The organism is Paraflavisolibacter caeni (assembly GCF_025628885.1).
In the GTDB taxonomy this organism is placed as follows: Bacteria; Bacteroidota; Bacteroidia; order Chitinophagales; family Chitinophagaceae; genus Flavisolibacter; species Flavisolibacter caeni.
Window position 1 is genome coordinate 122,670 of sequence record NZ_JAOTIF010000016.1, and the last position, 25,310, is coordinate 147,979.

Consider the following 25,310-nt stretch of genomic DNA (forward strand, 5'->3'; position numbering starts at 1 on the left):
CAGTAAAGTTTGTAAATTTTACATCCGAAGCCGGGACCAACGGCTGCCATATAAAACCATGATTATGTCTTATGTTCGCTATTATAACATGAACACTACTGTTGAAGTGCCTTTCCGTGTACAACTCAATTTTAAAAAATTGATTGCCTGGTGGGAAGAACAAGCAAAAACAACAGATTCTCTTTATTCAATACTTGCAAAAGAAATATTGAAACAGATTGAGAATACTCCAGACCTACGTTCATCTTTTGAAAGTCCTGAATGCATAGAGAAGTTTCATAAGGAAATTCAATTGCTCTTATCACCATTCTTTCCATCCCTAACTACTACCAACGAGATTAAAGTAGCTGGCATGCCTTTTCATCCAATTTACTTTAACCCTACAACACGGTTTTCAAACATAATAGAAACTGCGGAAGGCGAAATAGATTTCCCAAACTCAAGTGACAGCCAATTTGTGTACATGTATGGCTGCATAGCCATATTGAATCTTTTCTATGGCGCTAATATTAACTTTAACCCACTTCAATTCTTTAATATTCCAAATAAAAAAACAGGTATACTGCGCCGTTATAAAGCATTGTTCAATGCAGACTTTGCAGAGATTGTTCCGCTCAAGAAAATAAAACATCTTACCCAAAAAGACATAAAAGAACTAACAGATAATTTTGGCAATATTGAGTTATGGAAACAAAAGATCCCACCTGATAGCTATAGTTTCGAAGGTTTCAACATTATTACCCTTTTCGAGGTTACAAGAGAAGAATCCATCTCAGCACTCAAATTTGACCTGTTGAAAAAGGATGCCCTGCTCATGCCAGACGTAGTAGAACGCATACGCATCAACCTGTCTGCTCTTCTGAATATTCCCAATATCAAAACAGGCATTATATTTTATGAGCAGGAAGGAAATTCTTTGGAATGCAAAGGTTATGGTTTTTGTAATAGTATCCTTCTGATGAATAACCAGGAAATTGTTGAAGATGCTTTTTGCCAGGAATGGAAGCTGGGTGTGTATAAGCCCAAAGAACCTTTGATATTATCCGAGATCAATGAAGAGACAGCGAAACAAAACGTACTGGCACAAGAATTGAAAAAAATAGGTGTTCAAAGTTACATGGCAGTTCCGCTATTATATAACGAAGAAATAATTGGTTTCCTGGAACTGTCTTCCGATGAACCTAATGCACTCAACGCCGTAACGAAGCATAAATTACAGGACGTCATCCCCCTCTTTACCACTGCACTGCAACGGTCACTTGAGGAAAGACAGAATCAGCTGGAAGCTATCATCCGGCAAAAATATACGGCTATTCATCCTACAGTTGCCTGGCGATTTACAGAAGCAGCGGAAAACCTGTTGGAACGCCAGCGTAATCAAGATGATGATACACTGGAAGATATTGTTTTTGAAAATGTATACCCTTTGTATGGACAAGCAGATATACAAGGTTCATCTGATGAACGAAACCATGCAATACAAGCCGATTTGATCGAGCAGTTGCTCTTGGCTAACCAGATATTGGAAACAGCTGTGAATAAATTTGGGCTTCCTATCTACAAGGAACTCCAATTTCGGATAAATACCTTTATTGATAAATTGCAGGAGGGCTTAACCGCAGGCGATGAAAACACCGTTTTTGAATTCCTGAAAGAAGAAATCTACCCTGTCTTTAAATACCTCAACACTGCTGATTCAGATGTACAAAATGCCGTACAAGCATATAAGCAACAACTGGACCCTCAGCTTGATATGGTCTATAAAGAACGCAAAGCTTATGATCAAAGTGTAAGACTCATTAATGAGACCATTGCGACCTACCTGGATGAAATGCAGCAGGCGGCACAAAATATGTTTCCACACTATTTCGAAAAATACAAAACAGACGGCGTTGAGCATAACTTATACATTGGAGAATCAATGGTGAAGAGTAAAACCTATCATCCGCTGTTTTTAAGAAACCTGCGCTTGTGGCAATTATTGATCACATGTGAAATAGAAAATGTGATACAGCGAACAAAACCACTTCTTAAAAAAGATCTGAATATATGTTCTCTTATCCTGGTACATAGCAATCCATTGAACATTCACTTCAGTATGGAGGAAAAAAAGTTCGATGTGGATGGAACTTACAACATACGCTACGAAATCATCAAAAAGCGGATCGATAAAGCTACCATCAAAGAAACGAACGAACGGCTAACACAAAAAGGGAAGCTTGTCATCATATATTCTAATGACAGGGAGATTATGGAGTACGTACATTATCTTCACTATCTCCAATCCATTAATTACATAGAAAGTGAAATTGAATGGGTGACATTAAATGACTTGCAGGGAGTAACCGGCTTAAAGGCGCTCCGTGTTAATATCATCTATCAGCAAAACTTTGAGGGCATCAAAGACAGCAAAGCAGCTAAGGTGCTGGAGGCTGTATCTTAAACCAATTATTTCACTATGGCAATTTAATTTCCTTGACCAATTCAGTAAGTTTAAGCAATGATTTTTGAACAGCATCTTCCATTTCTTTCTTTTTCGTCAGTTGAAACATAATTTGTGATACTATGTTTTTCTTGATATAAAAATCAAGGATAAGTTTTGTCTTTTTATCATCTATTTTTTCAAGAGTAAAATAGGTAGAGTTTTTATTTTGTTCGTCAGTTTCGCTGAATTCAATTCTTTCAGGATGATAAGAATAACTGGTCGAATACAACACAGATTGCCCATTCTCTAGTATACAGCGGCAACGCGTACCAATCCTTGGAAGAAAATGAGTGACTTCTTCTACCGCTTTTACTCCTTCCTGCCAACGATGGCGATAATGAAAGTCGCCAACGGCATGAAACAGAGTAATTATGTCTGTGTCTAGTTCTCTCGTCACAGATAAAACTTTTGCTTTTTTGGAAAGTTCCAGTTTCAGCGGTGGTGATTCAGGTATTATTGACTTTTTCAATTGGCTTAACTGTGTATATAGGAAAGGTATTTCACCACTTTCTGTTTGCTTTACACTACTATTCCATCTCATCCAATTAGCTAAACCAGTAGGCGCTTCTGCCTGTAGATTCTTGGTTACTAACCAGTATTCATGTTGCTCTATATCATTTTTCATTAATTGATGAGCTACAATAACATCTCTACCAATCAACTTACTGAAATTCTTTACTTGATACCGGGTGAATTCGCCATAGTGCGTAATGACTTTAAGTGTAAGATTAATCGCTGCCGTGCAGGCTTTGCATTGACAAAAACGTTGCTGATCATAAGCAATGATGTCTTTGTGAAATGCAACAAACATTTTCTCTACCTGACGATATAACTCCTTCAAATCAGGAGATGCACCAAATTTGTAAAAAAGTATAGCATCCCCTTCTATCTCGGAAACTTCCAGCCCTAACTCGTTGGCGTTGATCAATATCTCCAGCAACTCCTGTATAATTAGCCTGCTATGCTCAATCTCTCCTTCATTCACAAAGCGGGTAAAGCCACTTATATCAGGGATAAAAAGCAGCCCTCTGTTTTCCATTTTTCCTTTAAAGTTAACACGAATACTAAGGTTTACTGCAATGTTTTATAGGACTTGTAAAATGGATGAGATTATTAAACTACCATTATCTTGAATCCTTGTTTTGCATATATTCATTTACCCTTCTGAGGAAATCATCTGTATCCTTTGCTGCAGGCGTCTCGTATTCAATCAATCCAATGTTACTCCCGCAAAACTCTTTTAAATCATTAAAGTATTTTTCTTCTATAGAATTATCCGGAAATAAACTCTCGCAAAAAATGCCAACAATCACCTGCCCGTCACTGGTAAACAAACACATAGTTCCTCTTAAAATTTCCTCCACTTCATTATACCAGTAAATAGCATGCACCTCGTGCTTGCTATGCTCAAGATATTCGATCAATTCATCAGCCGACTTAAATACTAATACAGGGTCTTCAGCAAATTGAGGCACTTCATATACATCTGTATATTCCTTTCGGTTGGGTATATATTTATTCAGAAAGGACATAATAAATTCCTTAGTCCTTTTGTTGGTCAGTACATAACAGTCTGCAAAATTTACTTTATGATGTTTCTTGTCTGTCATATGCTCTTTGCATTTACGCCAACTTTACAATGAATCTCAAGCTAAAGCTAATCAAAATGTCTGCATATGTACAAACAAAAAGCCACCTTAAAAGTGGCTTTGATACTGTTAAATGATCAAGTTAAAACGAAACACCAAGGCTTATACCCGTTCTCAATCTTAAGCCTTTCATTCCATACTTCACATCAAAGTCCTCTTCCTGGGTCCGGTCTTTAAATTTAATATTGCTATAAGAAGGACCAGCAAATATGTCCAGGGTAAAACCACTTTGCCAGCTTCTTTGCCATCCTGCAATAGCACCTCCGCCAACCGTTTCAAAAGTTGCTCTTTCCTTTGTTTCTTTGTTGGTAATGGAAAAATTCTGATAGCGTGCAAATGGTGCAACATAACCTCCATTCAAAGCTGCTCCCATCGCACCAAAGTAAAAACGGAATTCAGGTGTGATACCATATCCATCATATTTGAAATCACCCAGGCCTATACCGGAATAATAGGCACCCAGCTGAACAGATTTATTTTGAGATACGGCCCGTTCAAAAGAAATATTTCCTGTAGCTACTATCAACGAGAGAGGATTGATCTTTACAACATTCTTTGGTCCTCCCTGTGCTTGTGAAGCAATAGCGACAATCATAAAGACTACTAAAAAAAGATTCTTTTTCATATTTTGTTTTTAGTTTACGTTCATAAAACTCATCCCTTCACATCCTGGACCTTCCGCAACAACAAAGCAGATGAAACAGAAGCAACCACAAGTTTGGTAGGTTGATCAAGATCGTTATAAACCCATACATGATGACCTAAAACATCAATGATCGCAATCACACCATCATCGATCCTTAATTCATAACCTGTCAGGATCTTAACAGGGAATCTGCTTTCCTTTCCGGATTTAGAAACAACATTGCTTACTCGTACAGGCCTGATCGTTATGGTATCCTTACCATTGCTGGCATAGCCACTTTCTTCAACATAGGGCAGGTCCAGAATTCTACGGGCAGTGTCTTTGCTCCGGTCGTAATCATTGTAAAATGCCACCTGCCAGGGCTCATCATCCTTCATGGTCAGCGGTACAACAACAGCAGAGAAAGAATACTGGTAATTCTTTGTTTCGGAAATATCTCCTATCCAACGTACGTTTGTTTTTACTTCCAATTGCTCCTTGACCATATTTTCCAGGCAAAACACTTCGGCTGTAAGATTTCCATCCTGAATGGTATATCGGTACTTAGTTCTTTCTTTTGAAGTATAATGAGCATTCTGAACACCAAATATCTTCATTACCCTTTCTTCCGTTGTAATCCCGGAGTTACGGTCAGGTCTGGAAGAAGTAACATGCCATCCCCTTTTGATTTTTGATGTACGGTAATCACCAAAACTTATAGACTTTCGGCCAGTAAATGAATTCAAACCATTTACCTTCATCATGGTAGCCTGTTCGCTGAATTGATCCGGAACAGCCAGCCTGATGCTTGTGCAGGAACATATGCACAATGTTATTGCGGCAAGTAAATAAAACTTTATACTCATTTTATAAGCAGTAATTGGTTAACGATAAAGTTGTCTTCTCCGTGTTAGCAAAGCTGAGACACTGCTGATAACTATTTTTAAATCTTCATCCAGGTCTTCTTTCAGCCAGATCCGCCGGTCTGCTTCCCTTTCCTGATCACGCCTTTCTGCTCTTCTTCCTTACTGCCGTTTAGATTAGAAGCCATTACGCTCCATTTGTTTAAAGTATCCTTTCCTGTTTGTATGGACGCTCGGAGAAAATCAACATTTCTTTTGCCAAAGAAACTGGAATCCTGGCGGGAAAACAAACGGAAAGTCTCATTTTTCCTGAAAATAGCATGACTTTCTACTCGGCTAACTAATTGCCCTCCTTTTTCCAACTCAAAGTAGAAAACATCCTTAGAACGGCGCTTATCCTTTCTATACAATGGTATACCCTCTATCACCAGGAGGTTAGCTAATTGGGGTGTCCTGAATGAAAAAAACGATCCGAATGTTCTTCGGAACCGGCTGGTCCTATAATCTCCAAAGGAAAAGTTCTTTGTCAAAAACTTTCCTCCTCTTACTTTCTTAGGCTGTAACTGTGTACCTTTTTGTACCTGCGACCAAACAGGATGCAACCCTAACAGGCAAAAACAAATAACAATGATCTTTTTCATCATGAATGGATTTTTAAAGATCATTAATCATTATCTGGTTGTTGCATGGGTCTCCTATTTGCCAGGTTTGAGCAAGCAGCAGCTTTCTAATCACAGAACTATCCTTGATAATCATTGTTGCAGTAGTACCTTCCAGAGTGGTGTTTGACTCTTCTAAAACAGCTTTATAGCAGGAAGAAAGAGAAAGAAGCGAACATAATGAGGCAACGATACATAAAACACGGGTAGATATTTTCATTTTAAGAGGTTTAGGTTTGCAATGATTTTTAAAATTGCTTTTCAACAATACCTGCTTTCCTCCTAAAACAGTTGGGCTAAAAGCAGCCCATTAACAAAACTTTAGTAATTAGAACATTTAATACTTTCTCCAAAATCGAAATCCAAAACGCAAAACAGGAGCAATATCTGTATTTGGAATGTTGTATCTGTTATCATTAAAATCCACACTTTTATCGCCCCTGCAATAAAGATGTAGCCCAGGTTGAATGTAAAAGTGTTGGCCAATAAAAAACTGGTAGCTAATCCCACCTCCCAAATCCGTACTATGTATGTTTTGTTCAATACCAGTTGATTTTTGTTCGATGGCAAAAGTGTGAAATTCAATAAATGAGTAAAGTTCAAGATTCTTCCAAATGTTATAACCAAAGAAAAAGCCGGGAGATGTCTTGTAATATCGTTTAAAATCGGATGCAGAGTTTTTTAAACCAGCAGGTTCAGCATTGTAATGGCCCCCGTTAATGACACTTGCCCTCAATCTGAACTTTTCATAACGGTAACAAACTGCAAAGTGGTAGCCGCTAGTAAAAAACATGGGAACAAGACTTTCTACTTCCAGGGCTTGCTTTACTTTATAATTTGGTACTTGGTTGTGCCCGTAATTATTGATTGCTGTATCGGCCTGTGCAAATGTGTTGGAAGCAATAACCAATACCGTAAATATCAAAATAAGGATCTGCTTACTCATGTCTTTTGATTTTGAAACAAAAACTCAAAATTCCAAAAAACGAACAAGGCAATTGCTCCACATTTGTTACCAAAAAGTATAGCTATTTTGAAAGCTCGTTGCGAATACGGCTTAAAGATTTTGGAGCTACACCCAAATAATTGGCGATATGATAAAGAGGAACTTTTTGAAAAACAACCGGATAATTTTGAAGCATTTTTTTGTAGCGTTCTTTTGCAGAAAGAACTTGCAAATCGATGCTATGTTGTGCAATTTTGATGAATGCCTGCTCCATAAGAATCCTGCCTAACCGTTCCAATTGAGGGATACGTTCGAATAAATACTGAATATCCTTTTGTTTGATCATAAACACTTCAGTATTTTCTATTGCTTTAATGTTAATTGATGAAGGCTCATTCTTTAAACGACTTAAATTATCTGTTACCCAATCTCCATCAAAAGCAAAATCTATTGTAATCTCTTTCCCGTTTTCGAAAAACTTAAAATAAATCAATACACCCGAGTTAATATAAGCTATCGAATCGCAGTATTGGCCTTCTTTCAATAGATACTCATTTTTCGACAGTGTTTTTGTTTGAATAAAACCTGATAATAATGACCATTCCTCATCATTTAAGAACGATATTTTATTGATAGTGCTTTTTAAATAATCCATTTCATCTCAAATTTATTACTCCAATTTACCACGTAGTTCTAAGAAATGTTTCACTTAGTGCCTCATCATAAATAATAGTTATTCCCTTCCTTTATAAACATTAGGATTAAACAACTCCATATAGATCTCAGGTTTAGCCACCTCAGTCCATCCAAATTTCTTGTAAAGCTCATGTGCACTTGAAGTCAAAAGTATCCAACGCCTTAATCCCTGCAACTCAGGATGCCTCATTACCTGTTCCATCAACCATTTCGAAAACCCTCTTCCACGATATTCCGGCAACACATAAACATCTCCCAGGTAAGCAATTGTGGAAAAATCAGAGATCACCCGTGCATATCCTATTTGTTTATCCACATGCAATAAACCAAAGTTCAAAGAATGCTCAATGGACTTCTTTACCGTATCCAATGGAATATTTCTACTCCAGTAAGACTGATTACTTAAAAAGTCGTGTATCGCTTCTATATCCAGCTTACTCTTGTCTGTAGTAATAGAATATTCACCTCTGGTAACTGTAATGACTTCCATAATCTGCATTTTTTCAACATGCAACTTGCAACCGTTTATTTCATTTTGGCATCAGTAAACACGGTAATCTTGTCTGCAACTCCTAATAAACTAATCCTTGCAAATAAAATACCTTCACTAACAATAGGATAATCATTAAAGTGACAACAGTAACCAAAATTATCTTCATGAGCATCTCTGGCCTTTGCAACCAGGTCAAATGAAAGTTTCTCCTTGTTCGGCAAATAACTTGTTATTCTGGGAGCAATATGTGTTTTGAACCAATCAGGATGAAATCTTAAATAATAATATTCTACAATTCCTTTGTCGTTATACCGGTGCTCCTGGGCCGGCAATATGGTGGCTTCAATAAAACCCTTGTAATTCCTTCCCAACACTATATAAGACTTAGGAATGGTAATGCTGTCGTTCATTTGTAAACTATCCAATAAACCAACATCCCTGTTCGCATAATTTACTTTGAACATGATGTTAACTATGAAATAGGAAAAAACAACAATTACTAAACTGGCTAATATAATTCTTGGCTTCATATGTAAAATCTGTATAATTTCCCTGGCTTTATCCTCATGCCTTTGTACCCAAATGCTGTATTGCAGTATATCAATCATTGAACAATCTTGCAGTTAAAAACAATTCTATGCTGGTTATCAACAGAAGTACCAGACTTATACACAGTATGAAGGCTACTTGTGGATATAAATAGAGTAGCAATGATCAGGAGGTAAATTAAGGGTAACATTAGTTTTGGTTTTATAGCATTATAAAATGCCTTTCGAGGGCCAAATATAATTCTATCAAAATAATTTTCGAATACTATTCATTGATAATCTTCACCCACCCCTGTTGTTAATGGATTATCCACATATTCCCAGCAGTCATTAAAAAAGCCCCTTGAAATCATGACGATCCCCAAGAGGCTTCTCTAAACTTATCAACAAAGAATTTCTATCAGTCCAATGCCACTAAAGCAAATGGTTCCTTATTCACTTTCCATTCTACTACCGGTAGCCATTAATAGCACATTTCAACACCTTCTATTTCAACAATCCAACCTGCTTGCTGATCTCCAGCATCCTGTCCAACGGTTTTTTAGCAGCTAGGCGCAATTCCTCATCCATCAGGATCTCAGGTTGCTCATACTCCATACACAGGAATACCTTCTCCAGCGTATTACGCTTCATATGCGGGCAGTCATTGCACGCACAGCTATTATCCGGCGGAGCAGGAATAAACGTCTTCTCGGGTGCTTGTTTCATCATCTGGTGGATGATACCAGCCTCAGTGGCCACAATAAATTCCTTGTGAGGCGTATTTCGGGTATATGCCAGCAACTGGGTTGTAGAACCGACAAAGTCAGATATCCTTAAAACCGGATCTTCACACTCAGGATGAGAGATCAGCTTGGCATTTGGATGACGCACCTGTAAACGGGTGATCTTCTCCAAACTAAAAATCTCATGCACCATGCACGCGCCATTCCAAAGCAACATATCACGGCCAGTTTCCTTATTGATCCAGGCACCCAGGTTCTTATCAGGCGCAAAGATGATCTTCTGATCTTTAGGGAAGCTTTCCACAATCGCCTTGGCATTGCTGCTGGTAACAATAACATCGCTCAGCGCCTTAATGCCGGCACTACAGTTAATGTAAGAGATCACAATATGATCAGGATGCTGCTCCTTGAACTTCTTGAACAATGGCGGTGGACAACTTTCACTTAAGGAACAACCTGCCTTAAGGTCTGGGATCACCACTTTCTTGGTAGGGTTCAAAATTTTAGCTCCCTCCGCCATAAAGTGCACACCGGCAAAAACAATCATATCGGCATTGGTCTCGGCAGCTTTCTGAGCCAGGCCTAAACTGTCGCCTATATAATCAGCAATGTCTTGTATATCGGGTTCCTGGTAAAGGTGCGCCAGGATAATTGCATTCTTTTCTTTTTTCAAACGTTCTATCTCTGCAAAAAGATCCAGCGTCGGATCTATATCAACATCCAGGAATCCTTTTTCTTCAACTTCATTTTTTGCGGCTATCAACAATTCTTCATTCATTTTTCAAAATTATTTTAAAACTATCACTAAAAATTGCGTCAACATTTTGAAGCTTATACACAACTATTAGATCACATAATATACTATACTATTTATTATTTATAAAAAAGAAGCTACTACTATTAGGGGTGTGGATTAGTGGATAACTATTTTTAGAAAAATTGATGTTGCAAACAACGTGCAGTTATTCACATCTTTACCCAGCTTATTCACAGCAAAGGTATTGTAGAATAAAGAAAAGGGTTGCCTTTCCACATAAATGTGGATTACTCAAATCGAATAACTGATTTTGCATCACGATTTTTTGAATTGTGAATTGGAGTTGAATAACTGTTGACGAATGCACAGAAAAGTAGGGAGCCACCCTTCCTCCATTTCTTTTCTCCCAATCATTCACATCTTCAATCTCATCTTTTACCAGCTTATCCACATTTAAAGTGAACAATCCACACCTAAAACACTGTTTTAAATCTAAGTTCAGGATCCTTACGCTGTAATTATCCAATTCCAATTACATTATGTTCAAAATAGAAGGTAAAGTCCTGGTTTTTATTTCCAACCCCCCAGCTCCAAAAGAGAAATTATGTCCTTCAAGAGACCTTATATATTATTATATATAGAATAACCAGCCAGAAACCATCCTTTAATTCGTATCTATTAAAAGCCGATCCTAAGATTCAGACGTTGCTCCGCCCTACCTTCTCCATAGATGGTATATAGATACTCCCTACCAAAGCCCACCCAAAGCCCAGGATAAAGCGTGAAAATGGAAATTTATCCGTGCTCCCACCCACCTAAATCTCAAAATCCAGGTTCTGACCTCCCTCAAACTCCCATTCACCCTGACTAAAATCATTCTTAAAACTATTTTAAAACCCCGGCTTTTTGCGGCTTTCAGGGGTTTTCCACAATTTGTTCATAGTCCTATTTCCCCTATTTTTGCCAACTCTATAAATTAAGAAGACCACACCTATGTCAGTAATTCAACAAATCCGCGACAAATATGCCCGTTGGGCGGTAGTCGCCATTGCTCTATCATTGCTTGGCTTTATACTAATGGATGCCTTTGCCGGCCGCACACGCCTCTTTGGTGGTAACAGCACCACTTTAGGCGTAATCAATGGAGAAAAGATTGACGTTCAGGATTTTGAACGTAAAGTAAAAGCTCAGGAAGAAATGGCTCAGCGCCAGGGTTATGCTATGGGCGAAGAAGGCCGTCAGCAAATCATTCAAAGTGTTTGGAACAGCGAAGTGGAACAAGCCATTATGACTGCCGAGTTCGACAAGTTGGGTCTTACTGTAGGTAAAAAGGAATTAAACGATTACCTGTTCGGCGCCAACCCTCCTGCCGACCTGAAGCAAGGTTTTACAGACCCTAACACAGGCGTTTACAATGCCCAGGCTGTGCAGCAGTACTTTTCCAATTTGAGGAAAAATGGCAAACCGGAAGAAAAAGCCCAGATGAACCAATACTTGTCCAGCCTGGAAAAGCAACGTATGGCTGAAAAGTATACTTCCCTGATTACCAACAGCACCTACTATGCAAAGTGGTTTGTTGAAAAGCAAAATACTGACAATAGCTTGATTGCCAATATCTCTTTCGTTGGTGTTCCTTATGCTACGATTTCTGACAGTGCCGCCAAGGTTTCTGATGATGAGATCAAAAGCTATATCAACGAACATAAAGACGAGTTCAAACAAGAAGATGAAACGCGTTCTATTAGCTATGTGCTTTTCAACGCTTCTCCTTCAAAAACCGACAGCTTGGCTGCGTTTAATCAAATCCAGGGTATGAAAGCTGATTTCCTGGCTACCAACGATCCTGGCGCTTTCCTTACACGCAATGGAAGCAGTCTGCCTTACTTCCAGGGCTATATTTCTAAATCACAGATCCAGGTGGTTGCAAAGGATTCCATCTTTGCTTTGGCCCCAGGACAGGTATACGGTCCTTATCAGGATGCTGGCAATTATGTACTGGCTAAACTGATAGATATTAAAAACCTGCCTGATTCTGTAAAAGCGCGCCATATATTAATTGGTACCGCCAACCCACAAACTGGACAGCCTTTAATGGCGGATAGCGTTGCTCAAAAAAGAGCCGATAGCATTGCTGCAGCCATCCGCGGAGGTGCCAACTTCGATACTTTAGAAACCCGCTATAGCACCGACCAGGCCGCTCATAAAGATAAAGGCGTAATGACCTTCTCTTCTACTGACATCCAGGGAGAAAACTTTGCCAAAGAGTTTGGCCAGTTTATCCTGTTCGATGGCAAACCCGGTGATAAAAAAGTAGTGAAGACTAGCTTCGGTTACCACTATATTGAAATCTTGGAACACAAAAATGTAACGCCTCACTATAAAGTGGCTTACCTGGCCAAGCCTATTGTTGCTTCTAACGAAACCGATAATTCGGCCTCCAATGCTGCCAGCATGTTCTCTGGCGACAGCCGCAGCCTGAAAGCTTTCAATGAGAACTATGAAAAAAATCTGAGAGCTAAAGGTTTGAATAAACTGGTAGCCACTGACATCCATCCGAACGATTATGCTGTTCCAGGTGTTGGTAATTCCCGTCCACTTGTAAAAGCTATTTTCAACGCAGATGGAGGTGATGTGCTGGAACCAATCCGTGTTGGTGATAACTACCTCGTAGCCGCTGTTACTAATGTTGAGGAAGCAGGTGTAGCCAGCGTAAACAAGGTACGCAGTATTGTAGAACCCATTTTGCGCAACAAGAAAAAAGCAGAACAGATTAAAAAGAAACTGGGTACTATTTCCACTTTGGAAGCTGCTGCACAAGTAGCTGGCCAGCCAGTTCAAACTGTAGACAGCCTTTACTTAAGTGGTAGAAACCAAAACCTGGGGTATGAGTTGAAAGTTGTAGGTGCTTCCTTCAACCCAGCCGTAAAAGGCAAAGTGATTCCTGAAGCATTGGAAGGACAAGCAGGAGTTTATGTAGTAAAAGTAAATAATACTTCCGCTGTTCCTGTTCCTTCTGCCAGCATCGAAGAACAACGCCGTATGCTGGAAATGCAAGCACGCCAGGGAATGATGTACCGTTCTCCAACCCAGGCCCTGCGCAAATCAGCAGAAATCAAAGACTACAGGTCTAAATTCTATTAAGGCTTCCCAAAAGCTATAGACTTTATAAAATAATAAATAAATCAAGGCACTCAAGTAAATTTGGGTGCCTTTTTGTTTGAATAATTATAAAATAAGCCTCGAGGGGTGCAGCGCTGATGCTCTCCGCCTCAGGCGGACTGGGGGTTAATATGATCGAAAATAAAGTAGCCAGTAGCGGATTGATAACGCTCAATCTTGAAGATTATCTTCCCAACAGGGATATCGTGACTTTCGACTTGAAGGATTTTTTGTTCATGGAATTGATCCTGAAGGAGAAGGATTATCGGGAAACATTGAAAAACAAAGACTGGGAAGAATACCGGGATCAATATGTAGCTGTTACCTGTAGCGCAGATGCCATCATTCCTGTTTGGGCCTATATGCTGGCTGTTTCTTACTTGCAGCCAGTTGCCAGGGATGTTTATATGGGCACAATGGAAGAAATGCAAAAGCACATTCTTTTAAAGAATATTGATGCTATCCAAACAGAGGATTTCGAGGACCAGCGGGTAGTGGTAAAAGGTTGCGGAGACAAGCCCATCGACAATGCTGCCTTTGCTGAAATCACAAGGATCTTATTGCCTGTGGTAAAAAGCATAATGTATGGCGAGCCATGCAGTACTGTGCCAATTTATAAAAAGAAATAAATGATCAACAGAATTGGGTGGATGGGAGCATTTGGGATCTTTCTGCTTTGTTCGTGTAGTAATGATGCCGGCAAATCTGAAGTGGAAACGCAGACTTCCATAGAGCAGCCTGAAGAAACAAATGAACTGCAAAATGCATTTCCAAAGTTCTTCAACTATTTATCGCAGCAGGATTCTTCTTTCTCTGTATCTAAGTTTGATAGTAGTTCAGGCACCCCTTTGGATTCCACACAGGCATTCCCTCTCAATAAAAAGAAATTACAACCCTTTTCTGACTATCTGATTTATAATACGGACAGCTCTTTGGCAATCGACCTTTATTCCTATAATTATGTGCCGGTACAAAGGAATGGTACAACTGTACTCGAACAAGGAGAGCCAGATACGGAAGTAGCTTTAATAGACACAAAAACAAACACCCGTCGCCGCATTTTCTTTACCGGCCCGGGCACCAGTGTTCAGCAAGCAAAATGGGAGAATGATCACACCATCTTCCTTGCTGGTGTAGAAGAAACAGCAACTGATGCCGTGAAACCATTACTGTGGAAGATCAACCTGACAGATAAGACCATGGAAATTTATAACTACAGGGATACCCTGCAAGCTAATGTAGGCAACTTTGTTCCTGAAGCCCAGGTCAAAACCACCCGCGCTTTTTAAACATAAATAACATCCAAACAGGTATCAGCAGCATCAGTCCAACAGCAATAAAAAATCCCCATTCGTTGTGAATAGTGGGAATGACATCGAAGTTCATCCCAAAGATGCCACCTATAACTGTAGCTGGTGCTAGCAGGCAGGTTACAATGGCCATTACTTTCATTACTTCGTTCATGCGGAGGTTCACATTGTTGATGTAAAGGTCCTGCATACTGATCATCACATCACGATAGTTTTCACTCAGATCATGAGCCTGTATGATGTGGTCATGTACATCTTTGAAGTATTTCAACGTGCGCTCTTCCAGCAGTTCACTTTCACTTCGGACAATACCGCCAATCAAATCACGTACTGGAGCAATGTTCCTTTTTAAAACGATCAATTCCTTTCTGAAATGATTGATCCGGGCCAAAGAATGAGTATTACTCTTCCTGATCACCTCTTCCTCTACTTGTTCAATTCGGTCACCCAGTTTCTCCATGACATAGAAATAGTTATCCACAATCAGGTCAAGCATAGAATAGCATAAATAGTCAGGACCACGTTGCCTCAGCTTACTATTGTTGATCCGCAGCTTATCGCGAATAGGATTAAACACGTCTTTTTGGGGATCTTCCTGGAAAGTGATGACAAAATCTTTACCCAATGCAATGCTGATTTGCTCCTGTTCTACACAGTTGCTTTTTTCATTGAAATAAAGCATGTTCAGAAGACAAAACAAAACGTCATCCACATCATCCATCTTCGGACGCTGGTTCATACTGACAATATCCTCAGCTAATAAGGCATGAATACCAAAATGTGCTGCTAGCTTTTCCACATCAGCAACACGGATACCATCAACATTGATCCAGGTAGTGCGATTGTTTCCCTTAAATTGAAAGCTGTCTTCAATCCTGTCTAAGATAGCGGAATTAAGATTGTTTGCATTGTAATCATATGCAGTAATAGCAACTTTCTCCACATCCTTTCTTTTTAATTCTGCAACAGGATTGGCAGTAAGGATCTGTCTTGTACGGTGTGTTCCAAATAAAGAGAAAGGAACCAGGTAACGAATATATCTTCTAGCTCTAGTCACAATAAGCGTTTGTTAAATTGTTATTAGGCAATGCTCATGCCGCTGTACATTCCAGCTATAATAGAAGAGCAGTGACTATTGTAGCAACCTCACAGCCCTCTCCAGGTCTTCTGGCGTATCGATTTCTACCCCTTTATGTTCTGTAATCACCATACGCAGGGGAATACCGTTTTCCAAATAGCGGAGACATTCTATCTTTTCTGCATTTTCCAAAGGCGTCATCGGCCATGACGTAAAGTTCATTAATGCTTGTTTGCGGAAGGCATATACACCCACATGTTCATAATTAGGAACATCGGCTGTTTTATTGCGGCGGAATGGAATAGGACTGCGGCTGAAGAGAAGGGAGTTCATGTTTTTATCCACACATACTTTCACACAATTTTCATTGGCAATTTGTGCTTCATCCTTCAACACCCGCATCAATGAAGCTACCTGCACGGTTTCTTCATCAAACTGCTGCAATAACTTTTCCAGGGGTTCTTTTTTGATAAAAGGTGAGTCACCCTGTACATTCAATATAACGTCAAATTCCAGGGATGCTGCAGCTTCAGCAATTCGGTCAGAGCCACTTTCATGCTCTTTTTGACTCCTGATCACTTTGCCGCCATATTGCTCGATTTCTTCAGCTATTATATCGCTATCAGTTACAACAAACACTTCATCAAACAATCCGGTATTGAGTGTTGCCAGGTAAGTAGTGGCAATTACGGTTTTATCACCCAGTTTTTGCATCAGCTTGGCTGGGAAACGGGTAGCCGCATACCGGGCTGGGATCATAGCTATATATTTCATGAATGCGAAGATAAACAGGAGGCTTCTATACTTCTAACTTCTTTGTGCCTCCATCTTCGTACCTGGCACTTTCTTTATCAATTTTTCCAAAAGGTCTTTTCATCAACAAACCCAGGTTTTCATCTTCTTCGTTGGGATAGTAGCGATCCAGTCCATAGCGTATTTCAAAAGGATCAAGGTTCTTGTACGTACCAAAAAGCCTGTCCCAGATAGAAAGTGTCAAACCATAATTACTATCAGTATAAGGCTGTTGCCAGTGATGATGCACTTTGTGCATATTAGGAGACACCAGGATATAACTGATGGTCTTATCTAATTGCTTCGGTAGGCTGATATTCGCATGTGTAAACTGTGTGAACAGGACAAAAATGGTTTGAACAATCATTACGGCGTATACAGGTGCGCCGGCTACAGCCACACCAATTAAAAAAAATACACCACGCAATACACTTTCAATAGGATGATGCCGCAGGCCTGTAGTAACGTCTACATTGTTATCTGAATGATGAACAATATGAAAGCGCCACAGGGAAGACGTTTTGTGTTGAATCAGGTGCACCAGCCAGCCTCCAAAGAAATCAAGCGCAATAAAGGAAATAAGAATGGTCAGAAAAATTGATGCATGGAACCAGTAAACAAGCCCGAACTCATATTTCTTTGCCGCGTCTGATAGTAAAATAATAAAAACAGCAAAGCCAGTGTGGATAAGCAGGTGAATAAGTGTTAATGAAAGATTGATACCAGCATGCCTCCACTTGGTCTTTTTATAAGTTAAAGAAAATAGTGGAATGGCGCCTTCTAAGATCCAGAGTAGCAGCATGCCTGCAACTAAAAGTAACAACCTTTCCAGAGGCCGTTGTTCAAGATTTTGAAAGTATTGAATAAAAGAAGTGCTCATTATCTGGGTAGCTCCTTGAAATCATATCCACAGGCACCACACTTGTAAATCTTCTTAACCTCTACAGACTGACCATTCAACAACATACTAGCCAGGGCCCCCAGTTTGGATTTGTGTTCTTTAGCTATAGATACTGCTTTAAGGGCATGAGCATGGCAAACAGGGCAAGGAATGCTTTTAAGGTATTGTTCTTCGGCTTCATCCAGCAGCTCCCAGGCCCTTTCAGCATGAGCATGGTGCACCATTAGCTTCATGCCTCCTAAAGCCGGACTTAAGAATGGATCGATAGTAACTAGATGCTCATCCTTTAAGTGACAGTTGATGTTGGCTGACATCAGCATGCTCAACACTATATTAGCTTCAATATAATTATCGAAGGAACGCAATTGCACAAACTCCATAATTGCTCATTTACAGGTCCGCTGCCATATGGCAAAAAAATTGCCGAACTATAAAGTTCGGCAATTCTATTATTTGTACGAAAATTAGATGGTTAAAACAATAATAATGATTAACGAGAGCTTACACTTAAAATATTACTACTAAAAATCCTTTAAATCCCTCTTAAATCGTGCAAATCCGCGGTTATTGGTTCAACATCAAAGGCATCACAAGCATCAGCAGGTCTTCTGCCTTATCCTGTTCTGTAGGCTTTAAAATGCCTGCCTTGTTCGGTGTGGATAACTCAATGCTTACTTCGTTATGATCTGCCGCATTCAGCATCTCAATTAAAAACCGTGCATTGAAGGCAATGCTCAGGTCTTCTCCATCATATTGACACTTCATGCGTTCATTACCTTCAAAGCTGAAATCTACATCTTGTGCAGCCAGTTGCAGTTCGCTACCTGTAATATTCAAAGCCACCTGGTTAGTGCTTTTATTACTAAATACACTCACGCGGCGTAAAGCACTTTGAAAAGCACCTTTCTCCAATACCAGCCTGTAAGGATTATTGGTCGGGATCACCACTTTGTAATCAGGGAAACGGGCATCTATCAAACGACAACTCATTTGAGTGGTACCATGCTTAACAAAAAGATGATTGGAGCTGTAGCTTACAATGATCTCATCTTCGTTATCAGGCAAGGCTGATTTTAAGATGTTTAAAGGCTTTTTAGGAACAATAAAGCTGTCAGGTTGTGGACAACTTACATCTGTTCTCTTATAACGTACCAGGCGATGAGCGTCAGTAGCTACAAACTGGATATAATTAGCATTCAACTCGAAGAATACACCAGTCATGGCTGGACGCAAATCATCATTACTAACAGCAAAAAGTGTTTTATTGATAGCGGTTACCAGGGCTGTGGAAGTCATGGTAAACGAAGTCGTATCGTCCGCAGAAGGCGCCTTGGGGAAATTATCTGGGTTCTCTCCCATCACTTTATACTTCCCATTGTCACTGGTCATTTCAATGGCAAAGCTTTTATCAATGTTGAAGGTAAGTGGCTGGTCGGGAATATTCTTCAACGAGTCCATCAGGATCTTGGCAGGGATACACACCTTGCCTGCTTCCTTGGCTTCAACGTCTATTTGAATACGCATCACCGTTTCCAGGTCGGTGGCAACTACCGTAAGCTTGCTGTTTTCTACCTCAAACAAAAAGTCTTCAAGAATAGGTAAAACCGTATTGGCATTAATGACCCCGGCTATATGTTGCAGTTGTTTCAGCAATTGGGACGAAGAAACGATAAATTTCATATTAAAATTGACTTTTATTTCTTTTAAGTTCTTTGTTCTTTTTGATACCTGTTTTATAACAGTAAGGTAAAAAAATCACAAAATCTCCTCATCCATAAAGTTCATGGTTAAAAATTTGCTTTAATGCATGGTCAAAAAAATGAACTTTGTGGCACCGGGGGGCGAAACTAAGCAATTTTAAAACATAGAATATCTTATCTCTTTTAACTCTATATTCGATACCCGGCCCGTATTTTGAACAATCATGCCTTCTAAGGCAATTAAAGTGGATTTATTATGTTAGATAAGATTTTTAAAAAACAATTTAAAAGGCAGGATAATGGAGATGAGGAACCAGCTGTGCTGTTTGGGAGATATTCCGACAATAATAAGTCTATAGAAAAAGTAGAAAAATGGAATGAATCAGATGCCTTGTTTAAAGAAAAAAAATTTAAGGAGAGCATTGTAACTTTTTTTGACTACCTGAGAGACGATGATGTTGAAAACGTAATCCATGAACCAAATGGCGAAGGAGGTACTTTTCAGATCTACCAGGGCTCGAAAATTATCCGGGGCTTTTATGATAAAGATACCTTTGAAGCAGAAGCGGTACTGGCTAGTATGCCCCAACCCAGCGTGCCTGTCATGAGGCGCCTGCTCGAAATGAACTTTAAGCTTTACTACAGCCGTCATGCGCTGAATGCCGATAAATTGAGCATGCTCTTCGATAGTAATATTGAAACCTGTAATCCCAGCAAGTTATACTACGGTCTGAAAGAACTTGCAACTAAAGCTGATAAACACGATGATCTGCTGGTTCAGGATTTTACCTCTTTATCTCCTGTTGGTATTGAACATATAATAGAAATACCGGAAGAAGAAAAGGCCATTAAGTTCAAGTATTATAAAAAATGGATCAGGGAAACGCTGGAATTAATTGAGAAAGTGGATGCTGATAAGTACTCTGGCGGCATCGCTTATTTGCTGCTGGCGCTTGCTTATCGCATAGATTATCTGGTGGTACCAGAAGGAAAACTTCTGAGTGAAATAGAGAAAATCGTTGAAATATATTTTAAAAAAGATGAGCGGCTGGTAACCGAGAAAAATCAGGAAATGATGCATGGTTTTCAAGCCCTCCTGGATAAAAGCAAAGAAGAATTTTATCCTTATCTCTTCCGTGCCAAATACACCTTCTCAATAGTATCGCCACAGAGTTTTAAAACAATTTCAGACGCTATTTACAATGCCAATCAAAATATCAATTGGTATAAAGAAAACAAGCAGCCTGGAATAGCCGCCCAGATAAGTGAGTATGGCATCGCTTACTGTCAGTTTTCTTACAGCCTCCCTAAACCTATTACCGACCTTTTTCATTTATTCATGATGATCAACTATCCCGACTTTTTTGCTGAACTTGGATATAAGAAACAATATTATGACAAAGAAAAAAACGAGTTTGATAAGGACGCCATCATAGAAACCATCAACGAAATCCAGGGAGCATGGCAGGAAAAGTACCCGGAGATGAAGTTTAAGACTGATAAACTAAAATTCGACGACCTCGTTTCCTTCAACCAATCATTTACCAATGAAATCGAGGCATTGAATATGGAAACTAAATAAGCCTGTCAATCCTATTAATCCATTTTAAATCGTGCAAATCCGCGGTTATGACTACTCAGCAGATCATAGAATTATATCGTCCGTCAATAATTCAAATAGCTACCCAAACCAGTACGGGTACCGGTTTTTATTTGAAGGAGTTCAACCTGATCGTAACCAATGAACACGTGGTAGGCAAAAATGCAGAAGTGACCATAGCCGGCAGGCAGTTTGAAAAACGCCTGGCCAGGGTGTGGTACACAGATAAAAAACATGACCTGGCATTTTTAGAGCCTCCAGAAGACGTCCCGATACCCGAAATTAAGTTAGGTGATTACAACGACCTCCATGACGGTGAAGTGGTCGTTGCCATTGGTCACCCCTTTGGCTTGAACTATACAGCTACACAAGGTGTGATATCCAAAGTTGATCGTGTACGCGATGGGGTTAAATATATACAAATCGATGCCGCTATCAATCCGGGCAATAGTGGGGGACCACTGGTAAATAAACAAGGAGAGATCATAGGGATCAACTCCTTCATTATCCGCGGTGGCGACAATCTGGGCTTTGCTCTGCCGGTAAGCTACCTCCGTGAAGCCCTTGAAATGTACCAGCCACACAGGGGGTCGCCTTCAACACGCTGTCATAGCTGCAACTACCTGGTGCTTCCCGAAAATATAGATTCTACCAAATATTGCCCTTTCTGCGGCACTGAAGTAAAACTGCCTATGCCGCCAGAACGGGAAACCAAGCCTGTAGGTATCGCCAAAACAGTCGAAGAGATTCTTGGTGAGTTAGGAAAAGATGTGAAACTGGCCCGTGATGGTAACAACAACTGGAGTGTAAAAGAGGGTACTGCTAAAATAAAGATCAACTATAACTCCGATAATTACTTTGTGGCTGGCGATGCCTACCTCTGCCAGCTGCCTACAGATACAACCAAAATAAAGCCGCTTTACCAATTCCTGATGAGCGAGAACTATGAATTGGATGGGCTTGTGTTGAGTTGTGTAAAGCAAAACATTGTACTATCCTGCATTATGTACGATCTGGATATGACTTTGGAGAACGGCATAGAAATGTTTCGTAACCTTTTTCAAAAAGCAGATTATTACGACCAGTTTTTAGAAGAAAAATATAGCTGCCAGGAACTATTAGAAGAATAAAAACGTCAATGCAAAAAAAGACACTCACCAAAGAGCAAGCCCTCCAGAAACTACATCAATACTGCGCTTATCAGGAACGTAGTCATTTTGAAGTGCAACAGAAACTATGGGAGATGGGGGTAAGCAGGGCCGATCACGATGAGGTAATTTCCTCTTTGATCGAAGACAATTACCTGAATGAAGAACGTTTTGCTATTCAATTTGCGGGCGGAAAGTTTAGAATGAAAGATTGGGGCCGTAAAAAAATATGGTATGCACTAAAAGAGAAAAAGGTAAGTGACTACTGTATCAAAAAAGCATTGAACGCAATAGATGAAGAAACCTATGAGAAAACACTGCAGAGTCTCGCAGAAAAAAAGTATGATTCCCTTAAAGGGGAACAATACCTTGTACGCCGGAAAAAAACTACCGATTACCTCTTGCAAAAAGGCTTCGAACCAGACCTCATCAATAAAGCCCTAACTTCGCTCGGCGAATAACCGTGCCTTTACATGATCCGTTTTCTGGGAAAAGAAGCTGCGCTCCTTTTGTTTACTGTTTTATTTATTGCTATTAGCACTTCGGCTCAAAAAAGCCCCAGGCATTGTCAGTGCCAGTTAACAATCGTCAGTGAAAACGATAATTACACGTTTAAATATAAAGACCGTTATTATACCAATGGCCTGGCCATTCGGTTTGCAAAAACGCTTGGTAATGAATCTTATACTGGCGTAAAAAAGGTTCTGGCTACAGAAGTTGGCCAGATGATATTTATTCCCTTTAGGGCCAATCTTTCATTTCGCTCCACTATGGACAGGCCTTTTACCGGCCTGTTATACGCAAAAGGCGGCCTTTCCTATTATTCAATCAAAAATGATGTGCTGCGCTGGAATTTACTAGCCGGGGTTATTGGCAATGATGCTTTCGGCAAAGAAGTCCAACGCTGGCACCATAAGAATTTCAACCTTCCTTACCCTTATGGCTGGGAAACACAATTAAAGTCAGAATTTGGAGCGAACCTGCAGGCTACTTATTACAGGCATCTGTTAAAACCTTCAGCAAACAATTTTTTTGAAGTCCATGCAAAAGCAGAGGTTCAGGCAGGAACTTTCTTTACGCAGTTAAGTAGTGGGCTAATGATGAAATTGGGAGCTTTTGAAAACGCCGGGCAAAGTGCTTTTGGAGAAGCTGGCATCAATGCGAGGTCAGGTACAACAAAGCGTAATCACGAATTATTCCTGTACTTCGAACCACAACTTACTTACCAGTTGTACAATGCCACTGTGCAAGGCGGTTTGCTCACACATAACGAAGATGTGTACACGACAGGCATACAGCCTTATTACTACAGTCACAGGTTTGGAGCTATATATGCGCAGGGCGGACTTTCCCTGCAGTTAGGCTTTACTTATAAAACCAAAGAAGCCCGTACCATGAGGGCAGATGAAAATTATGGTACAATAGGTGTAGGTGTTAGGTTTTGATGGCCGCAGCCTCTACCTCAAACATCCACCATTACGGCGCTATCACCAATGCCGAAACAAACACCCTGCGGTTCTCTTTCAATACAGCTGTAGAAGTTATGATACCCGACTTGGAATAATATTGGTCCTCATTGCAATCCAGGCAGGTAAGCTTGACGCCTGTCTTTTTGAAATCTATATTTCCTATTTTCTCAGGAACAATAAATCCCCCCTCTTCATTGTCCCATCCGTAAAACTTTATATCACTGCCATTTAGTTGATACAACTCTTTAAGACTCATGCCCTGGTATATTCCGTTCGATGTCCGCCATTTGCTTTGTTCCACTGTTCTGTAATTCATCGTACTTCCTGCGGAAAACTGTCCTCCAATGATCAGCAATGAAATATCACGGTTGTTGACTTCGTCATTCCAGATGAATATTGCCTGCATGCTGGTATTAGGAAAAAGAATAGAGCACTTATTCACCTCTTTTTCCGAAAAATAAAATACATCCTTTCTCACATTATTAGCACCAAAAATTGCAGCCAGGTATTCATGCGAGCTTATTTTCAACAAATCTTCTGCATAAACGATCTCCTTTGCCTGTGGCAGGTCTTTCTTTTCAATAATAAAACTATAAAGCGTTTTACCTTCTTCCTTCTTGATCCTGGGTTTTATAGTTATATTCCTTTTCTGGTATATGGAATATACATTGTTCATAATCATATTCCCATTCGAAGTTGCATATCCTGCGTTTTGGAGTTCCTGGTTCAAATCAAGAAATTCTTGTAACCAGGAGGTTTGATATATGACAGAATCATAGCGATCCTGATCATACCTCCTGATCATCTTCTCAATGGATTTTTTCTTATAATTTTTAAAGTAACTGTTGGAGTCATTTTCTGCTGGTACTTGTTTAAAGCCTTTACGGGAAATAGAAGTTTGGAATTGATCTTTGGAAGCATTGGTGAGCCCGACAAGCGATTGAAAGGAAAATTCAGGCTTCTGAGATCCTCCGTGTAAATAAGCCAATAACAAGAAAAAGAGTAGAGTTTTTTCCATGTGCTAGGTTTTTTGATGACACAATACTCCTAAGTGCTAGGGTACGTAGGCAAAAAACTTTCACAAGAAACTGGTCAATCTATTCGTCTTAGGACATAGGCATTTCAAACACCTTCAATAGCCGCAAAAATAATGCGGCTTTGAACAATTTATTCAAATATATCAAATAATCATGAAGTTTGAAGTTGAATGGTAGCTTCACCCTTGATAATAATGCTTATCCTTCCGGATATCTATTTATTAAGTAATCATTAAAATTTGATTAAAAAAATTACATTCATCTCTTTTAAATTTTAATTATTTAACCTATTTTGGTGTCACGCAACATATATACTGATAAGCTTTTTATAAAGCTTTAATTTCTATGTTGATGTTTCCTCCTTTTCAACTATCCAACTCTGTAAAGACACCCGAAACAAACACCTATGCTTGCCCGATGTAGTTTGATCCAAAACTAATATTCCAGTATTAAGAATAGTCCTTGATTAGTCAAAAGCCTGTATTCTAAAGGCCTTTAATATCCTTATGAATATCATCCTATGGGTTATTTGATAAAGGCAATATATGATGCGCATTATTTTCCATAAAAAGGATCTATGATGTGAACGGACTGCGTGAAAGACCAAAGTGGAGCCAGAATTGCCGAGTGGATACCTTACTAACCTCTATATCAAGAGGTTTCCTATTCA

25 protein-coding genes are annotated in these 25,310 nt (G+C 39.6%); 8 read left to right on the forward strand and 17 right to left on the reverse strand.

Annotated elements, in window-relative coordinates:
• The first annotated feature begins 64 nt into the window (after positions 1 to 64).
• Entirely contained in the window at positions 65 to 2,443 is a 2,379-nt protein-coding gene (locus tag OCK74_RS17790) for a GAF domain-containing protein (protein WP_279298417.1), read from the forward strand.
• Between the two features lie 13 nt (positions 2,444 to 2,456).
• On the opposite strand, the gene OCK74_RS17795 is transcribed toward OCK74_RS17790, so the two are convergent.
• From OCK74_RS17795 to nadA, 11 genes are all read right to left on the reverse strand, one after another.
• Positions 2,457 to 3,524: a DUF2652 domain-containing protein gene (locus OCK74_RS17795; protein ID WP_279298418.1), complete on the reverse strand. Its 1,068-nt coding sequence runs from the start codon at positions 3,522 to 3,524 to the stop codon at positions 2,457 to 2,459.
• An 85-nt stretch (positions 3,525 to 3,609) separates the two neighbouring features.
• Positions 3,610 to 4,095: a hypothetical protein gene (locus tag OCK74_RS17800; RefSeq protein WP_279298419.1), complete on the reverse strand. Its 486-nt coding sequence runs from the start codon at positions 4,093 to 4,095 to the stop codon at positions 3,610 to 3,612.
• 121 nt (positions 4,096 to 4,216) lie between these two features.
• Complete coding sequence (locus tag OCK74_RS17805) at positions 4,217 to 4,759, reverse strand: DUF3575 domain-containing protein (RefSeq protein ID WP_279298420.1); 543 nt, start codon at positions 4,757 to 4,759, stop codon at positions 4,217 to 4,219.
• A 29-nt stretch (positions 4,760 to 4,788) separates the two neighbouring features.
• The gene (locus OCK74_RS17810) at positions 4,789 to 5,625 is read right to left on the reverse strand and encodes a hypothetical protein (protein WP_279298421.1); all 837 of its coding nucleotides are present in this window, start codon (positions 5,623 to 5,625) and stop codon (positions 4,789 to 4,791) included.
• Between the two features lie 101 nt (positions 5,626 to 5,726).
• The gene (locus OCK74_RS17815) at positions 5,727 to 6,266 is read right to left on the reverse strand and encodes a hypothetical protein (protein WP_279298422.1); all 540 of its coding nucleotides are present in this window, start codon (positions 6,264 to 6,266) and stop codon (positions 5,727 to 5,729) included.
• Positions 6,267 to 6,276: 10 nt separating this feature from the next.
• Positions 6,277 to 6,501: a hypothetical protein gene (locus tag OCK74_RS17820; RefSeq protein WP_279298423.1), complete on the reverse strand. Its 225-nt coding sequence runs from the start codon at positions 6,499 to 6,501 to the stop codon at positions 6,277 to 6,279.
• 117 nt (positions 6,502 to 6,618) lie between these two features.
• Positions 6,619 to 7,227, reverse strand: a complete 609-nt coding sequence (locus OCK74_RS17825) for a hypothetical protein (protein ID WP_279298424.1) — start codon at positions 7,225 to 7,227, stop codon at positions 6,619 to 6,621.
• A gap of 82 nt (positions 7,228 to 7,309) precedes the next feature.
• Entirely contained in the window at positions 7,310 to 7,882 is a 573-nt protein-coding gene (locus OCK74_RS17830) for a Crp/Fnr family transcriptional regulator (protein WP_279298425.1), read from the reverse strand.
• A gap of 78 nt (positions 7,883 to 7,960) precedes the next feature.
• A complete protein-coding gene (locus OCK74_RS17835; RefSeq protein WP_279298426.1) occupies positions 7,961 to 8,413 on the reverse strand; it encodes a GNAT family N-acetyltransferase in 453 nt (150 codons plus the stop codon).
• A 35-nt stretch (positions 8,414 to 8,448) separates the two neighbouring features.
• Entirely contained in the window at positions 8,449 to 8,946 is a 498-nt protein-coding gene (locus OCK74_RS17840) for a hypothetical protein (protein WP_279298427.1), read from the reverse strand.
• Positions 8,947 to 9,450: 504 nt separating this feature from the next.
• Positions 9,451 to 10,467, reverse strand: coding sequence for a quinolinate synthase NadA (gene nadA, locus OCK74_RS17845; protein WP_279298428.1), 1,017 nt, complete (start codon positions 10,465 to 10,467; stop codon positions 9,451 to 9,453).
• A 972-nt stretch (positions 10,468 to 11,439) separates the two neighbouring features.
• On the opposite strand from nadA, the gene OCK74_RS17850 reads away from it, so the two are divergent.
• The 3 genes from OCK74_RS17850 (at position 11,440) to OCK74_RS17860 (ending at position 14,894) form a co-directional block, all read left to right on the forward strand.
• Positions 11,440 to 13,587 (forward strand): peptidylprolyl isomerase, encoded by a 2,148-nt coding sequence (locus tag OCK74_RS17850; RefSeq protein ID WP_279298429.1) that lies wholly within the window; start codon positions 11,440 to 11,442, stop codon positions 13,585 to 13,587.
• Positions 13,588 to 13,736: 149 nt separating this feature from the next.
• Complete coding sequence (locus tag OCK74_RS17855) at positions 13,737 to 14,234, forward strand: DUF2480 family protein (protein ID WP_279298430.1); 498 nt, start codon at positions 13,737 to 13,739, stop codon at positions 14,232 to 14,234.
• Positions 14,235 to 14,894, forward strand: coding sequence for a hypothetical protein (locus tag OCK74_RS17860; protein WP_279298431.1), 660 nt, complete (start codon positions 14,235 to 14,237; stop codon positions 14,892 to 14,894).
• Here OCK74_RS17860 and corA read toward each other — a convergent pair.
• From corA to dnaN, 5 genes are all read right to left on the reverse strand, one after another.
• Positions 14,872 to 15,972, reverse strand: a complete 1,101-nt coding sequence (corA, locus tag OCK74_RS17865) for a magnesium/cobalt transporter CorA (RefSeq protein WP_279298432.1) — start codon at positions 15,970 to 15,972, stop codon at positions 14,872 to 14,874. The two genes, OCK74_RS17860 and corA, sit on opposite strands and share 23 nt — an antisense overlap.
• A 75-nt stretch (positions 15,973 to 16,047) precedes the next feature.
• A complete protein-coding gene (gene kdsB, locus OCK74_RS17870) occupies positions 16,048 to 16,767 on the reverse strand; it encodes a 3-deoxy-manno-octulosonate cytidylyltransferase (RefSeq protein WP_279298433.1) in 720 nt (239 codons plus the stop codon).
• 25 nt (positions 16,768 to 16,792) lie between these two features.
• Positions 16,793 to 17,665: a sterol desaturase family protein gene (locus OCK74_RS17875; protein WP_279298434.1), complete on the reverse strand. Its 873-nt coding sequence runs from the start codon at positions 17,663 to 17,665 to the stop codon at positions 16,793 to 16,795.
• On the reverse strand, positions 17,665 to 18,066 hold the full coding sequence (locus OCK74_RS17880; RefSeq protein ID WP_279298435.1) for a putative signal transducing protein: 402 nt from the start codon (positions 18,064 to 18,066) through the stop codon (positions 17,665 to 17,667). Before OCK74_RS17880 ends, OCK74_RS17875 begins: the two co-directional genes overlap by 1 nt.
• Positions 18,067 to 18,250: 184 nt before the next feature.
• Positions 18,251 to 19,366, reverse strand: a complete 1,116-nt coding sequence (gene dnaN, locus OCK74_RS17885) for a DNA polymerase III subunit beta (protein WP_279298436.1) — start codon at positions 19,364 to 19,366, stop codon at positions 18,251 to 18,253.
• A 276-nt stretch (positions 19,367 to 19,642) separates the two neighbouring features.
• On the opposite strand from dnaN, the gene OCK74_RS17890 reads away from it, so the two are divergent.
• The 4 genes from OCK74_RS17890 to OCK74_RS17905 are packed head-to-tail and all read left to right on the forward strand — an operon-like array spanning position 19,643 to position 23,579.
• Positions 19,643 to 20,968 (forward strand): type III secretion system chaperone family protein, encoded by a 1,326-nt coding sequence (locus OCK74_RS17890; protein WP_279298437.1) that lies wholly within the window; start codon positions 19,643 to 19,645, stop codon positions 20,966 to 20,968.
• A 47-nt stretch (positions 20,969 to 21,015) separates the two neighbouring features.
• Positions 21,016 to 22,116, forward strand: a complete 1,101-nt coding sequence (locus OCK74_RS17895) for a trypsin-like peptidase domain-containing protein (protein WP_279298438.1) — start codon at positions 21,016 to 21,018, stop codon at positions 22,114 to 22,116.
• Positions 22,117 to 22,124: 8 nt separating this feature from the next.
• Positions 22,125 to 22,595 carry a regulatory protein RecX gene (locus tag OCK74_RS17900; protein ID WP_279298439.1) on the forward strand — a complete coding sequence of 157 codons (471 nt, stop codon included), beginning with the start codon at positions 22,125 to 22,127 and terminating at the stop codon, positions 22,593 to 22,595.
• A gap of 12 nt (positions 22,596 to 22,607) precedes the next feature.
• Positions 22,608 to 23,579: a lipid A deacylase LpxR family protein gene (locus OCK74_RS17905; RefSeq protein ID WP_279298440.1), complete on the forward strand. Its 972-nt coding sequence runs from the start codon at positions 22,608 to 22,610 to the stop codon at positions 23,577 to 23,579.
• Between the two features lie 31 nt (positions 23,580 to 23,610).
• Here OCK74_RS17905 and OCK74_RS17910 read toward each other — a convergent pair whose 3' ends face one another.
• Positions 23,611 to 24,621 carry a hypothetical protein gene (locus OCK74_RS17910; RefSeq protein WP_279298441.1) on the reverse strand — a complete coding sequence of 337 codons (1,011 nt, stop codon included), beginning with the start codon at positions 24,619 to 24,621 and terminating at the stop codon, positions 23,611 to 23,613.
• Positions 24,622 to 25,310: the final 689 nt, after the last annotated feature.

Bases quoted from the DNA above. Each gene is read 5' to 3' on its own strand.
- OCK74_RS17790 (WP_279298417.1), top strand. From the start codon at position 65: ATGTCTTATGTTCGCTATTATAACATGAACACTACTGTTGAAGTGCCT.
- OCK74_RS17795 (WP_279298418.1), bottom strand. From the start codon at position 3,524: ATGGAAAACAGAGGGCTGCTTTTTATCCCTGATATAAGTGGCTTTACC.
- OCK74_RS17800 (WP_279298419.1), bottom strand. From the start codon at position 4,095: ATGACAGACAAGAAACATCATAAAGTAAATTTTGCAGACTGTTATGTA.
- OCK74_RS17805 (WP_279298420.1), bottom strand. From the start codon at position 4,759: ATGAAAAAGAATCTTTTTTTAGTAGTCTTTATGATTGTCGCTATTGCT.
- OCK74_RS17810 (WP_279298421.1), bottom strand. From the start codon at position 5,625: ATGAGTATAAAGTTTTATTTACTTGCCGCAATAACATTGTGCATATGT.
- OCK74_RS17815 (WP_279298422.1), bottom strand. From the start codon at position 6,266: ATGATGAAAAAGATCATTGTTATTTGTTTTTGCCTGTTAGGGTTGCAT.
- OCK74_RS17820 (WP_279298423.1), bottom strand. From the start codon at position 6,501: ATGAAAATATCTACCCGTGTTTTATGTATCGTTGCCTCATTATGTTCG.
- OCK74_RS17825 (WP_279298424.1), bottom strand. From the start codon at position 7,227: ATGAGTAAGCAGATCCTTATTTTGATATTTACGGTATTGGTTATTGCT.
- OCK74_RS17830 (WP_279298425.1), bottom strand. From the start codon at position 7,882: ATGGATTATTTAAAAAGCACTATCAATAAAATATCGTTCTTAAATGAT.
- OCK74_RS17835 (WP_279298426.1), bottom strand. From the start codon at position 8,413: ATGGAAGTCATTACAGTTACCAGAGGTGAATATTCTATTACTACAGAC.
- OCK74_RS17840 (WP_279298427.1), bottom strand. From the start codon at position 8,946: ATGAAGCCAAGAATTATATTAGCCAGTTTAGTAATTGTTGTTTTTTCC.
- nadA (WP_279298428.1), bottom strand. From the start codon at position 10,467: ATGAATGAAGAATTGTTGATAGCCGCAAAAAATGAAGTTGAAGAAAAA.
- OCK74_RS17850 (WP_279298429.1), top strand. From the start codon at position 11,440: ATGTCAGTAATTCAACAAATCCGCGACAAATATGCCCGTTGGGCGGTA.
- OCK74_RS17855 (WP_279298430.1), top strand. From the start codon at position 13,737: ATGATCGAAAATAAAGTAGCCAGTAGCGGATTGATAACGCTCAATCTT.
- OCK74_RS17860 (WP_279298431.1), top strand. From the start codon at position 14,235: ATGATCAACAGAATTGGGTGGATGGGAGCATTTGGGATCTTTCTGCTT.
- kdsB (WP_279298433.1), bottom strand. From the start codon at position 16,767: ATGAAATATATAGCTATGATCCCAGCCCGGTATGCGGCTACCCGTTTC.
- OCK74_RS17875 (WP_279298434.1), bottom strand. From the start codon at position 17,665: ATGAGCACTTCTTTTATTCAATACTTTCAAAATCTTGAACAACGGCCT.
- OCK74_RS17880 (WP_279298435.1), bottom strand. From the start codon at position 18,066: ATGGAGTTTGTGCAATTGCGTTCCTTCGATAATTATATTGAAGCTAAT.
- dnaN (WP_279298436.1), bottom strand. From the start codon at position 19,366: ATGAAATTTATCGTTTCTTCGTCCCAATTGCTGAAACAACTGCAACAT.
- OCK74_RS17890 (WP_279298437.1), top strand. From the start codon at position 19,643: ATGTTAGATAAGATTTTTAAAAAACAATTTAAAAGGCAGGATAATGGA.
- OCK74_RS17895 (WP_279298438.1), top strand. From the start codon at position 21,016: ATGACTACTCAGCAGATCATAGAATTATATCGTCCGTCAATAATTCAA.
- OCK74_RS17900 (WP_279298439.1), top strand. From the start codon at position 22,125: ATGCAAAAAAAGACACTCACCAAAGAGCAAGCCCTCCAGAAACTACAT.
- OCK74_RS17905 (WP_279298440.1), top strand. From the start codon at position 22,608: ATGATCCGTTTTCTGGGAAAAGAAGCTGCGCTCCTTTTGTTTACTGTT.
- OCK74_RS17910 (WP_279298441.1), bottom strand. From the start codon at position 24,621: ATGGAAAAAACTCTACTCTTTTTCTTGTTATTGGCTTATTTACACGGA.